The following is a 13753-nucleotide window of genomic DNA, read 5'->3' on the forward strand; positions in this document are numbered from 1 at the left end:
AAATATTTATTTTCAAAAAATAAGTTACTTGTTATAAAAAATATAATATTTATGTTCTTTAGAAAAATTTATCTTCTCGTTTATCTAGTGTGAAATGGAAAAAATTTAAACTGTTGCTAGAACAATACTTTCAGAGGTTTGATAAAATTACTCAAAATAGTTTAAGATGGTGAGTTTTTATGTACCTTTCAATAAAAAATGAGACAATAATCAAGTTTTCCTCGAATACTGTCCCATTTTTTTATTTTCTCTTCCGTTTCCGAGGTTTGACCAAAGCCAGTTTAGGCTTATTGATCACGCGTACATAAAATACAAAACCACCAATACAGGTAACGAATAAAATTGTACCAAGGATAAAGCCTTCCGGTAAATAAACGAATTTGATCGTGTGTTCACCTTTTGTTACAGGAATACTTACAAAGGCCTTTTTAAATGCTTTTACAGGAACTTTTTTGCCATCGACATAAGCCTTCCAGCCTTTATCATATGGAATCGTTGTTAAAAGCACTTGGTCTTTATCTGCGGTGACCGTTCCAGTTGCTTTACGGCCTTTAGCAGATAGATCAGCACCTTTATCCTGGATCGCCTGAACAGATTGTTCAAAGGCCTTGGTATCCATTCCAACCACTTTTGGCTCCATAAAGCTCACAGCTGTTGTACCGTAGAAGCTGACCGTGAATGTGACCGTTGTAGGAGTGTCATAATATCCTAGATTATAGTATTGTCCAGTAATGTTGATTTGAGATTTTTGACTTGTCCCATTTACCGACATAGTTGCTGTTGAGCTTTCAAGCTGAGCAAAGTCTGTCGGGAACAAGCTAAGGTATGCTTGTGTGTTTGCTGGTACATCGACCGTCCATGTAATATCTTTAGCGACGTTATTTTGAACTTCTCGGTAAGTCACAGATGTTCCATTTTGTTCGATCTTCACATTGTTTTTATTGAGGATCGTTGGTTGATAAAATGTAAAATAGTTTTGTTTCTGGTCAGCTAATGCGTTGAATAAATTAGTTTGACTACTTAAATTGTCATTGGCTGGCTGTTTTACAGAATAAATGTCTTTGTCTGCTAAAAAGCCTAAAGGCAGTGCATTGCTATTTTCATATAATGAGAATTTTCCAGCTTTATCCGTTGGGGAAAAGCCGAATTTCAAAGGATCACTTTCAGAAATGTTGTATTTGATCCCGACTAATGAATCCATCAATAGTGTGTTGTTCGGATAACGAATATTCAGTGCAGTTCCCCTTGCTCTAAAACCTAGGTCATTCAAATAAGAAGAGGAATGACGATTTCTTATTGAAGAAAACAGGCTGACACCACTATAGCCGTAATTGATACTATCATTCGATGAAACAGGGTTCAGGTTTTCCAGACGATAGAAGGAATCATTGTCTTTTTTTGTTTTATCGACTAGCTGCTTGAGTGACGGATACGGCTCACTATACAAGCTGCGGGAAGCATAGTTCCAATCCTCCAAAATACCGTTTAACATGGCATTTGTATTGATAAATGCTTCGGTTGATACCAATAATAGTAATAAGATGATCAGATAGTTCATCGGAATTTTTTTCAATTGGTAAAAAACGATCCCAGCTAAATATAAAAGTAAAAATACGACCGTCAAGATAAACGTAGTGATCGGAATATAGTCATAGCTCGTTGCGCTTTTTGTACCTTCTGCTAAAGCAAAGATAGCGATCAAAATAATCGTCGTTCCTGCCAGCAAACCTAAATCATCCTGTTTGAATTTTTCAAAGCCATATCCAGCTAGAAGCACCACCAGAAAAGAGAATAAGAAGCTGTAACGGAATAAAAACATATTCGGTGCATGCATCCCATGCCAAAATAAATTCAGTGGTGTAATGTAAAAACTAGCGATCAAAATAACGAATAAACTACCAAACAGCACTTTATTTTTCCAAGGAATTTCTTTTGTGACAAAATAAAAGACACAGAAAATCAATGGAAGTAAACCAATATAAATGAAAGGGATCGAGCCATATTTAGTCGTGTCATAGACACCGATCATATTTTTCATGACAATATCCCAAAAAGCAGTTGCTTCTGTTCTGAATTGAGTCACTTGAGACAAGGTTTCCCCATTTGCTCTTAAATCAAGGACAGCTGGTAGGACTAAAATCATCGATGCGCCGCCTGCTAGTAAAGAGGTCAGCCCATAAGAAACGATCCTTTTTTTGTATAGCGTCCAATTGGTCAATGTCCGAGCAATGAAATAAAGGAATGAAAAGACACCGATCATAAAGCCCATGTAAAAATTAGAGATGAACAATAGCAAATAACTGACGAATAACAATGTTGGTTTTTGTTTATCCATCAATCGATGAATCCCCAATATGACCAACGGTAAATATGTAAAGGCATCCAGCCACATGATGATCTCAGAATGAGCAGTGGCAAATGACATTAGTGCATAAGGAACACTAAGCATGACATGGCCCCATTTTGGCATCTTATAGGTATTTCTTGCAAAGACCCAAAAAGACAGACCCGCTGATCCAATTTTTAGTAAGGTAATCAGATAGAGTGCATCAGGAATATTTTGATTTTTAAAAAGTAATACAAGCGGTGTAAAAAGTCCGCCAAGGTAATAAGAAATCAAAGAAAGATAATTTAGACCTAGAGAAGCATTCCATGTATAAAAAATACTTTGTTTTCCATGAAGAACATTATTGAAGCTTGCATGAAAATTAGAAAATTGTGAAAAGGAGTCACTCGCCATCACACTGCGGCTGCTCCCTGGATAGATACCAAGACTTAGATAAACAATGACCATTACAAAAAAAGGAATGAAAAAGCTGGCGGTCATATAAGGCCAGTTTTCTTTGGTAAATGCACGAATTTTTTTCTTCATAATCGACCTCACAACGTAATAAATAGACTAACTATAGTGTAGCATATCCCTAGAAAAATTGATTGCTTGAGGTAGAAAATCTAAAAAAATTTAAACGTTTATTTGTGCTTTGTCTAACTGTAGCAGAAAATCTCCTAACGATTAAAAATAATTAACGTCAAAAAATTAGGATTTTCCCTAATAAATAGATAAGAACAACTGTTTTTATATGATAAAATAATAGCTTAAAGAATTCTATACTAAAAGGCAGGATTAAATGATTGATCCTAATAAAATCAAAGGAGCTAGAAACATTGAAGGAAGAGTTGAGGAATGCAAAGCAAGAGATGAAAGAGAAAATGAGACCGTATCAAATATACGGTTATTATATTTCGATCCCTCTAATTATCATAGTAGTATTCGTGTTATCTTTTTTAGGAATAAATATAAAATCGGTAGGCACGATTATACTTGCGTTTACTATTTTAGCTCATGTTGGCGTAAGTAAATTAAATTTGGTATCCAAAAAAAAGTATATCGCACCGATATTGATGTATGTTGCAGAAATAGTTGGTCTTATCTTGGCGATCGTAATGATGTCAGAACTTGCAATGGGTGGAACAGGTGATGCATCTTTAATATTAATTGGATTAACAGTATTTCCGATTGAAGTTATAGCCATTATTTTCTTTTTCATTACCGCAAATGATATAAAAAAAGCTTATCCAACGATGAAAGAAGAATCAAAAGAAGCACGTGAAAAGTATTTGGCTATAAAGAAAGGCAACTAAAGATCGTCTTTAGGAGCTAGTTGTTGTAAAAGGAATACCTAAATAGAATAAAGAGAGGGAGATAAACTTGCAGAGTAATATCTTCCTCTTTTATCATTTTTTATAAACGTTTAATCAAAGTGTTTCTCAAAAAAAGCTGAAATTTTCTCAAATGGAATGACCTCCAACTGGTCATACAAGTCTGTGTGGGATGCATTTGGTAGAATCAGCAGCTCTTTGTTTTTACCAGTTAATCGTTTAAACGCATCTTGACTGAAATAGAGAGAGTGGGCCTTTTCACCATGAATCATTAAAACAGCACTGCGAATTTCATTGCTGTACTGCAAAAGAGGCATGTTCATAAAAGAAAGCGATGAAGTAATGTTCCAGCCGTCCGTTGAGTTGAGGGATCGTTCGTGATAGCCGCGAGCAGTTTTATAATAGTCATGATAGTCTTTGACAAAGTATGGAGCATCTTCAGGTAGCGGATCGATCACGCCGCCGGCTCTTGTATAAGATCCATTTTTGTAATCTATTATTCGTTGTGCATTTAAATTTTTACGCAGATCATATCGGGCATCTTCATTCATCCCATCAAAATAGCCATTGGCATTTACACGAGACATATCGTACATTGTCGCGGTAACAGTCACTTTGATTCGTGTATCGATGGCAGCTGCATTCAATGCCATACCGCCCCAGCCACAGATTCCGAGGATACCGATTTTTTCCGGATCGACATGGTCTAGTGTAGAAAGAAAATCGACTGCTGCTTGAAAGTCTTCTGTGTTGATATCAGGAGAAGCAACGTAGCGGGGCTGACCACTACTTTCACCTGTAAAAGACGGATCAAACGCAAGGGTCAAAAACCCTTTTTCAGCCATTGTTTGTGCGTATAATCCTGACGATTGCTCCTTAACTGCTCCAAACGGTCCAGCAACAGCGATCGCAGCTAATTTACCAGTGGAGTTTTTGGGCTCGTAAAGATCTGCAGCCAAGGTTAACCCATATCGCGTATGAAAAGTTACTTTTCGGTGATCGACCGTATCACTTTTCGGAAAAACTTTGTCCCAGCTTTGTGTCATTGTTAAATGTTCCATCATATCATTTCTCCTTTGACTGTATTTGACAGTGATTTTTCTGTATATTAAAATGATAAAACCTAAACTTGACTTTAGGTCAAGGGAGAAAATGAAAAACGGAGGAAAAATGATGTTTACGATCGGACAGGTGTCAGAAATGTTTCATTTACCAATATCGACGTTACGATACTATGATAAAGAAGGTCTATTCCCTAATATGCAAAGAGTGTCTGGTGCAAGACGGTTTTCAGAAAAAGAAATAGAAGCATTAAGGGTCATCGAATGCTTAAAAAAATCAGGTTTAGAAATAAAAGATATCAAAAAATTTATGGATTGGAGTACTCAAGGCAGTCAAACGTATGCCCAACGGAAAGAGCTGTTTGAGAAGCAGCGTGTAGTAGTTGAAAATGAAATAGAAAAATTAGAAAAAGTACTGGATATGCTTAAATACAAATGCTGGTATTATGATATAGCTATTGAAGATGGAGATGAAATGCGCATAGCAACAATGCTGCCGGATCAATTACCTGAAGAAATTCAAGAACATTATGATAATGCACATGCTATCTAATCAAAATAAAAACAGCATTTTCTGTTTCCATACAGAAAATGCTGTTTACTTTTTAAAGAAAGTTTTCCACATCGGAATAACTACGACCTATATCTGTTAAAGCATGGGTATCAGATCCGTAAACCAAAGGAATACCTAGTTCAAGGGCTTTTTTAATTATCCACACCTGTGGATAACTCTGTTGATAACCTTGTTTATAAAATCCCGCAGTGTTTAAATCAAGGCTGTAATTTTCTTGCTTTACTCGGGACAAAAGGGTGTGGACAAGTGCCTGGTTTTCTAAAGAATAGTCCGTTGCTTCATCAAAGAAATTTTGGAACTTTTGGCATAGAGAGATATGTCCTAAACGCGTAGGCTTCCATTGTCCTAAATCTGCTTCTAAGGAGGCTAAAACTGTTTGATAATAAAGAGTTTGCGCATGTTCAAAGCTGCCCGAGTGTTCTACAATACCATCTCTATATTCCTCGAAAGAATAGTCGATTCCGCGCAGCCCGCTCTTGCCTTCAAGAAAGTGAACAGATAAAATACCATCATCTGTTAGGGGACCATACTCTGTTAAAAAGTCTTTTGTCCAGTCCTGATAATCAGAAAAATAATCTAGTTCAAAACCAATGTGGATAAGAATATCAGAGGCATATTTTTTCTTCAATAAATTCATCTTCTTAAAATAGTTATCCACATCGTTAAGAGCCATTGAAGCAGTTGTCCACACTAAAGGATCTCCGGCTGCTTTTTCCTGTATGCTTGGAGGCAAAGGAGCATGTTCAGTGATGCTATATTCTTTGAATCCTAATTGGATAGCTCTGCGAATCAACAGTTCTGTATCCTCGACATTGCCATGAGGGCAAAATTCAGTATGTGTATGTCCATCTCGTTTCATGAAAAAAATCCTCCTTGATCATTTGTTAAATAAGAGGTTGAAACAAAAGCGTTTAGATTCGAGAAATAAGAAGCCTTCCCAACGTAGTGATCATCACTTGAAATTTTATGTGTTAGCTGATGTGACCGAAGCGTAGTAGCTGCTTTTTTCTCACCATTTATTCGGAATTAGAGTGCGAAACAAAATAGATGTTTAGGTTTGTCTGGCACTTTTTTCTTACTCAGATATGCGTAAATCCTTACTTGCGATATTGACCATCGCCATAAACGATATATTTCGTAGAGGTCAACTCAGCTAAGCCCATTGGTCCTCTAGCGTGTAGCTTTTGAGTGCTGATCCCGATTTCTGCCCCAAATCCGAAAACAAAGCCATCTGTAAAACGAGTTGAGGCATTTGCGTAGACTGCTGCAGCATCCACTTGCTTCAAAAATTGCTGTGTCGCAAAATAATTATCACTAACAATACTTTCAGAATGTTTTGTATTGTAATGATTGATATGCTGGATGGCTTCTTCTAAAGAATCCACGACTTTGACAGCTAAGATGTAGTCATTGAACTCTGTTTCCCAATCGATTTCCGTTGCAGGGATGGAACGGGAAAAAATCGCTCCTGCTCGTTCATCCGCACGTAATTCGACCTCATATTCAGCTAGCGCTTTTTCGATCACTGGTAAAAATTCAGCAGCGATATCCTGATGGATCAACAACGTTTCTGCAGCATTACAAACAGAAGGGCGTTGACATTTGGCATTGACGATGATATCTGTTGCCATTTTTAGTTGTGCATCTTTGTCGATATAAACATGGCAGTTCCCTGTACCAGTTTCGATCACGGGAACAGTAGCTGTTGTTAAGACAGTTTTGATCAGGTTGGCACCGCCGCGAGGAATCAACACGTCAAGATAGTCATTTAACTTCATCAACTGCTGTGCTGTCTCACGAGAAGTATCATCAACAAATTGGATCGCAAAAGGAGAAGCATTTTTTTGTTTTAGCGCATGTTGTAATACTTCGACTAGAATTTTATTTGAGTGGAACGCTTCTTTACCTCCACGCAAAATAACAGCATTACCCGTTTTAAAGCATAGACTGGCAGCATCCGTTGTGACATTTGGCCGAGATTCATAGATGATTCCGATAACGCCCAATGGAACCCGTTGCTTTCCGATCATCAGGCCATCTTCATTTTTCCACATTTTCTCGACTTCTCCGATCGGGTCAGGTAAAGTGGCAACTTGGCGAATGCCTTCTGCCATTTCTTTGATCCGATCACTAGTCAAACGTAAGCGATCCAACATGGTATCAGTGATACCGTTATCTTTGGCTTGAAGCAAATCTTTTTGATTTTCAGTCAAAATGATGTCAGTATTTTTTTCTAGTTCATCCGCCATATGCAGCAATAATTCATTTTTTACTTTTGTGTCCATCAGGCTGAGCTGATAAGCTGTTTCTTTTGCTTGTTTTCCTAATATATTTAGGTCAGTCATAAAGCAATCTCCTTTCAAACTAAATAAATAATGTGCCGATCATTTCGCCGTCTAAAATATCAAAAATTATTTTGGGTTGTTTGCCATTTGCTAAAATCATCGCACCATTGTGTTCAAGGATTCGTTCAGCAGCTTTCAATTTACTGTACATGCCTCCGGTACCAAAACGGCTGCCTTTACCGCCTGCCAATTCTAGAAGTTCCTCGTTGATTTCGTTGATCTCTGAAAAAAGAGTGGCTTCTTTGTTCGTATTTGGATTGTCAGAAAAGAAACCATCGATATCTGATAACATGATCAGGGCATCTGCTTGAATGAGTTGTGCAACGATAGCTGAAAGCTGGTCATTATCTCCGAATTTAGTTAAATGATCTAATTCATCGATTGCCACAGTGTCATTTTCGTTGATGACCGGAATGATATCCATTTTAAGCAATTGTTCCATCGTATTGATCACATTTTGGCGGCTTTCTGGAAATTCAATGACATCTCGTGTCAATAATAATTGAGCAATTTGCTGACTATATGTTAAAAAACGTTGGTTGTAAATGTTCATCAGCTCAGCCTGTCCTACAGCAGCCACCGCTTGTTGTTCCGGGATGGTTGGAGGACGCTTGTCCATATTTAATTTATTTAAGCCGACCCCGATGGCACCAGAGGAAACCAAGATGATTTCTTTCCCTTGATTCTGTAAATCAGTCAAGGTAAACGCCAGTTGGTCGATGGCACTTAAATTGATATTTCCATTCGGGTAGATCAAAGTACTTGTTCCGACTTTGATCACGATTCGTTTTGCTTCTTTTAATTGTTTTCGCATGATTGACCTCACATAGATACTAATGAAGAGACAAAACGGTTCGTCTTGTCTCAACATCTAAATTAATTCTATTTTACAGCTTTCTGCTCATTTTGTCTCTAAATCATGAACAAATAATCCGCTTAATAATTTTGGTTCAAACCAAGTTGATTTTGGCGGCATGATTTTTCCAGCATCTGCCACATTCAGCAAGTCATCCATCGTTGTCGGATAAACTGAAAAAGCAACTGTCCATTCACCACTATCTACCGCTTGTTCCAATTCCTTCATTCCGCGAATGCCTCCAACAAAATCGATTCGTTTATCTGTTCGGATATCCTGAATCCCGAAAAGATCGGCGAATACGTGATTTTGAAGTAGAGAAACATCTAATCCATCTACTGGATCGTCTGACAAGATGCTGTTTTTGGCTGTTAATTGATACCATTGTCCAGCTATATACATGCCAAATGTTTTTGGTTGATCAGGTTTACCTGCTTCAACTTTTTCTACAGTGAATATCTTTTCTAAACGCGTAAAGAAATCAGCCTTGATCGGAACGTTCAAAATTCGATTGTAGTCTAGGATCTCGAGTTCTTCTTTTGGAAAAATCACTGATAAAAAATAGTTGAACTCTGCTGTTTCAGGTGCGTTAGGTTGTGTTTCTTTTTTCTTTTGTCCTACTTTGACTGCGGACTCTGTCCGATGGTGACCATCAGCAATATATAATGCAGGAACTTCTTGGGCAAATGCTGTTTCTAGTTGCTCGATCACATGGGTATCATTGATCAGCCATACTCGATGAATAACATCGTGGAAGCCAGTAAAATCATAGACTGGTGTTTGTGTTTTTTTCCAGAAGTCCATCAATTCTTGAATCGTTTGATTACGGCGATAGGTTAGAAAAATCGGGCTGGTGTTTGCATCACAAGCTTCGATATGACGGATGCGATCGACCTCTTTTTCTGGTCGTGTAAATTCATGTTTTTTGATTTTTCCATCAGTGTAATCAGCGATTGCTGTACAAGCGACAAGCCCTGTTTGAGCTCGACCATTCATGGTTAATTCATAAAGATAGAAGAGTGGCTGATCATCTTGTATAAGCCATTGTTTTTGTAAAAAGGCTTGTAAGTTGTCGGCAGCTTTTGCATAGACTTGATCATCATAAGGAGACAAACTTTCAGGCAAATCGATTTCAGCTTTATCAATGTGTAGATAAGAATAGGGATTGTTTTTTCCCAGTTCTCTTGCCTCTTGAGAGCTTAGAACATCATAAGGCAGCGTAGCGATTTGTGCGCTAAATTTTTCCGAAGGACGAATCCCTTTGAATGGATGGATCATGACCATTAATAACTCACCGCCTCAGTATTTTTGATGGTTCTGACACGAATGATGTTTTCTGATGACTGGATTTTTGCGGCCGCAGCTGCAATTTTTTCTTCATCTGTTTCAGCAATATCAAGAATGGTGTATGCATAATCATCTCGGCTGCGATTGATCATATTGTCGATATTGATATCTAATGTAGCGATGCTGGTTGAAATTTGACCAAGCATATTTGGCACATTTCTATGAATGATCGTTAAACGATAAGGTGAATTGAAGCTCATTTCTACCGTTGGGAAGTTGACAGAACGTTTGATATTGCCTGTTTCCAAAAATTTCTTCAATGTTCGCGCCGCCATTTTAGCACAATTAACTTCTGCTTCTTCTGTTGAAGCGCCTAAGTGAGGTAAAACTAAAATGTTTTCGTTGTTCAATAAACGTTCGTCTGCGAAATCAGTGACAAAATTGCTGATTTCTCCTTGATCGATAGCATCAAGAACCGCAGATGTTTCAACTAACTCACCACGGGCAAAGTTTAAAAGAACGGCTGTCTTTTTCATTTGCTTCAATTGTTCTTTGCCGATCAAATGATGGGTATTTTCTGATAATGGAACATGAATAGTAATAAAATCACAGGTTTTTAATACTTCTTCCATACTTTGCGCTCGTTTGACCCGTCGAGAAATACTCCACGCGGTATCAACAGAAACGAAAGGATCAAAGCCTGTTACTTCCATCCCCAAGCGGTAAGCGTCATTAGCGACCATGGCACCAATGGCGCCTAACCCGATGACACCTAATTTTTTTCCTTCAAGCTCAGTTCCAGCAAATTGCTTTTTTTGAGCTTCTGCTTGTTCTTCGGCGTCTGCTCCTGTTAAGGTTTGGACCCAGTTTGCCCCTTTTAGGATCGGGCGGACAGATAATAATAAGCAGGCGATGACCAACTCTTTTACCGCATTAGCATTGGCGCCAGGTGTGTTAAAGACGACGATTCCGTCTTCTGTACATTGTTTAACAGGGACGTTGTTAGTGCCTGCACCTGCTCGAGCAACTGCTAGCACAGAGTCAGGAAAATCATAATCATGAAGTTTTTGACTACGCAGGATGATACCAGCAGGGGTTTCAGTTTGATTTATCGTAAAGTTTTGCTCATCAAAACGGGCTAGCCCAACTGGAGCAATGGCATTGAATGTTTTAATATCATACATTTAGTTCGTTCCTCCATTTTCTGCTTCAAATTTTTTCATGAATGTAACTAGGGCCTCAACACCTGCTTTGGGAAATGCGTTATAAAGACTAGCGCGCATACCGCCGACAGAACGATGTCCTTTGAGGTTTTCAAATCCAGCTGCCAAAGCTTCTTGATTGAACTTTTTATCAAGAACTTCGTCTTCAGTCACAAATGGAATGTTATTGATCGAGCGGTCCTTTTTAACAACTGGAGAAGAAAATAGGCTAGATGCCTCGATCTCGTCATATAAAAGTGCGGCTTTTTCCTTATTTTGTTTTTCCATTTGACTAACTCCACCGTGTTCTTTGATCCATTCAAAGACAAGCTTTGCCATATAAATACTATAGGTTGGCGGTGTATTGTACATAGAACCATTTTTCGCATGAATATCATAATCTAACATAGCGCTTAAGACGTCTGCCTGACCGATCAGATCTTCACGAACGATCACAACTGTCAGACCAGCTGGACCAATATTTTTTTGTGCACCAGCGTAAATCAAGCCAAAATCAGCTACATTGTAATCGATAGATAAAATATTTGATGACATGTCGGCAACAATAGGAACATCACCAGTATCTGGTAAATCATAAATGGTTGTTCCTTCAATCGTATTATTCGTTGTGATGTGCACATAAGCAGCATCTTGCGGGATATCTTCTCTACGGATTTCAGGGATATAAGTGAAATTTTGGTCTTCACTAGAAGCAATCACTTCAACGGCTACATTGTCGATCTTCTTAGCCTCACTGATCGCTTTTTTCGCCCAAGATCCTGTATTGACGTACAAGGCCTTCTTGTTTTGCGCAAGGTTTAAAGGAACCATCGTAAATTGTGTACTAGCACCACCTTGCAAGAATAGTACTTTATAATTATCGGGAATATTCATCAATTCTCTGAGTAAAGTTTCAGCATCTTCAATAATAGCTTCAAAAAGGGAGGAACGATGACTCAACTCCATTACGGACATGCCGCTGTTTTCATAGTTCACCAATTCGGATTGGGCTTTTTCCAAAACACTTTTTGGTAGAACGGCGGGACCAGCTGAAAAATTATAAACAGTTTTCATACATCTATCTCTCCTTTGATATGCTCTTTCATTCACTATTATGTATAGTAAATGTGAAAACCATTATAACAGAAAGCTTAAATTAAAAAAAGATTAAAAAGTAAGTTTCGATATTTTTTTCACAAATATTTTCAAAAGGAGTAAAAAAAGCCAAAATTTCTGTCAAAGTAAAATGAAAACCTTCTATTTTTACGTATCTATCAGTAGCTGAGTAAATTTGCTCCGTCATTGATTTTACTTTTCTGATGAACGTGGTAGACTACCTACATACAAACAGTTTTAAAGGAGAACGCAACATGACGAAATTAAAAGAAATCGCGCTTAGTGCTGTACAAGTAGCGCCGTTTATTTTAGCAAATACACTTATTATTATCCCTTATTTTCTATTTTTGAATTTGAATGATGGACTAACGTGGGAGAAGGCATTGCCCTTTGTCCTATTTTATACATTTCGGATGACAGGAATTTTTCTATTGAAAAGCTTTAAGTTGGCACTGACGAGTTTTAATGTTTTGATCATTTCTATTTTAATTGGTGGGATAGGCTGTTTCATTGGTGTTCTAGGACAGATTTATTTCCCGGCTTATTTGCTGGCAGCTGTCCTGATTGGGCTTAGTGCTTCTTGGCTTCCAGCCGCTAATACAACAGTCAATTATCATGAGAAGTATCAAGGGCATTCGACACCGATCGCTCGGAAATATGTGTTTATTTTATTGATTTTAGGCGGTATCGTTGCTTCATTGACGCTGACTAAAGAATGGCGGACTTCTTTAGTTCTAGGTGAGTATGTTTTACTTTATGCATCTGCATATTATGCAGTGAGACATTATCCTGATTATGAAATTGATTTTAATGAGGTGGACCAGCAAGTCATTTCAGTCAAAGAGTTCTTTTTATTCATCAGCTTTTTTATTCTATTGTTATTCATTCGCTCAGCACGCTTACTTTTTGATTCTCAGCTTTTAGATATTGGGATCATTGGCTTTTCAGTGTTGTTTGTGATTGCCGCATGGTACTTGAATCGTCAAAGAAAGGCTTGGAAACTACCGTTATGGCTGAATCTGTTGACGTTTGCTAATGGAATGTGTATGAATTTCTTGATGCTGTTTGGGACGCTTTACGTAGCTTTACGCTTAGGAGCAAACGGCTTATTAGTAAATTTATATTTGCCCTATGTTTTGGGTATCATTGGTGCAGCTGCTTTTATCAAACTTTTGTACCGTCTGTTTTCTACAGTCGATCCAAAAATCGTTCATTTAGGCAGCTATATAGTGTCGTTGATGTTTCTTTTATCTTCAACGCTATTTCCAGTAGGGATTTTTCTGTTGAGTTGTACGATCAATGCAACAGGTGCATTTTTGAATCGAAATTATTATCAAGATGAAATGTTGCCTCAAGATCAGCGGATCATCACAAAATACAGTACACAAACGAAAGGAAGTGTGACACATCAACTGTTGATGATGAGTTTGATGTGGATATTGGCTAGACAAGAGGAGCTGCCAGTAAAAACAGTACTGCAGATCACGGGACATCGAACGGCAAGCTTGGCTGCTGTTCATCTTGTTGAAACAGTGCATGTCATTAGCTTGATCGGTCTCATGCTGTTCTTTTTGATCATTGGATTTATTGTAATCAAAGACAATTCAGGTACAAAAATAGAACAAAATCATCTTGAATGATGTGAAAACAGT

11 protein-coding genes are annotated in these 13753 nt (G+C 37.9%); 3 read left to right on the forward strand and 8 right to left on the reverse strand.

All coding sequences use genetic code 11. The features are described 5' to 3' along the window. Window positions 1–241 precede the first annotated feature (241 nt). On the reverse strand, window positions 242–2872 hold the full coding sequence (locus A5889_RS09625; protein WP_087641687.1) for a YfhO family protein: 2631 nt from the start codon (window positions 2870–2872) through the stop codon (window positions 242–244). 293 nt (window positions 2873–3165) lie between these two features. On the opposite strand from A5889_RS09625, the gene A5889_RS09630 reads away from it, so the two are divergent. After that, window positions 3166–3642 (forward strand): hypothetical protein, encoded by a 477-nt coding sequence (locus A5889_RS09630; RefSeq protein ID WP_087641688.1) that lies wholly within the window; start codon window positions 3166–3168, stop codon window positions 3640–3642. A gap of 110 nt (window positions 3643–3752) precedes the next feature. Here A5889_RS09630 and A5889_RS09635 read toward each other — a convergent pair whose 3' ends face one another. Further along, window positions 3753–4724, reverse strand: a complete 972-nt coding sequence (locus tag A5889_RS09635) for an alpha/beta hydrolase (RefSeq protein ID WP_087641689.1) — start codon at window positions 4722–4724, stop codon at window positions 3753–3755. A gap of 109 nt (window positions 4725–4833) precedes the next feature. Between A5889_RS09635 and A5889_RS09640 the strand changes: the two genes are divergently transcribed. Further along, the gene (locus A5889_RS09640) at window positions 4834–5274 is read left to right on the forward strand and encodes a MerR family transcriptional regulator (protein ID WP_087641690.1); all 441 of its coding nucleotides are present in this window, start codon (window positions 4834–4836) and stop codon (window positions 5272–5274) included. A gap of 52 nt (window positions 5275–5326) precedes the next feature. Here A5889_RS09640 and hisJ read toward each other — a convergent pair whose 3' ends face one another. From hisJ to serC, 6 genes are all read right to left on the reverse strand, one after another. Further along, window positions 5327–6154: a histidinol-phosphatase HisJ gene (hisJ, locus tag A5889_RS09645; RefSeq protein WP_087641691.1), complete on the reverse strand. Its 828-nt coding sequence runs from the start codon at window positions 6152–6154 to the stop codon at window positions 5327–5329. A 238-nt stretch (window positions 6155–6392) separates the two neighbouring features. Then, window positions 6393–7640, reverse strand: coding sequence for a glutamate-5-semialdehyde dehydrogenase (locus tag A5889_RS09650; protein ID WP_087641692.1), 1248 nt, complete (start codon window positions 7638–7640; stop codon window positions 6393–6395). A gap of 19 nt (window positions 7641–7659) precedes the next feature. Continuing rightward, window positions 7660–8454 (reverse strand): glutamate 5-kinase, encoded by a 795-nt coding sequence (gene proB, locus A5889_RS09655; RefSeq protein ID WP_087641693.1) that lies wholly within the window; start codon window positions 8452–8454, stop codon window positions 7660–7662. An 87-nt stretch (window positions 8455–8541) separates the two neighbouring features. Next, a complete protein-coding gene (locus A5889_RS09660; RefSeq protein ID WP_087641694.1) occupies window positions 8542–9780 on the reverse strand; it encodes a DUF1015 domain-containing protein in 1239 nt (412 codons plus the stop codon). Next, window positions 9780–10967 (reverse strand): 3-phosphoglycerate dehydrogenase family protein, encoded by a 1188-nt coding sequence (locus A5889_RS09665; RefSeq protein ID WP_087641695.1) that lies wholly within the window; start codon window positions 10965–10967, stop codon window positions 9780–9782. The genes A5889_RS09660 and A5889_RS09665 overlap by 1 nt, the downstream gene beginning before the upstream one ends. Beyond that, window positions 10968–12059, reverse strand: coding sequence for a 3-phosphoserine/phosphohydroxythreonine transaminase (gene serC / locus A5889_RS09670; RefSeq protein ID WP_087641696.1), 1092 nt, complete (start codon window positions 12057–12059; stop codon window positions 10968–10970). 296 nt (window positions 12060–12355) lie between these two features. Between serC and A5889_RS09675 the strand changes: the two genes are divergently transcribed. Continuing rightward, window positions 12356–13741 (forward strand): hypothetical protein, encoded by a 1386-nt coding sequence (locus A5889_RS09675; RefSeq protein ID WP_087641697.1) that lies wholly within the window; start codon window positions 12356–12358, stop codon window positions 13739–13741. The last annotated feature ends 12 nt before the right edge of the window (window positions 13742–13753 follow it).

It is taken from the genome of Enterococcus sp. 9D6_DIV0238, assembly GCF_002174455.2.
GTDB classification, from domain to species: domain Bacteria; phylum Bacillota; class Bacilli; order Lactobacillales; family Enterococcaceae; genus Enterococcus_L; species Enterococcus_L dunnyi.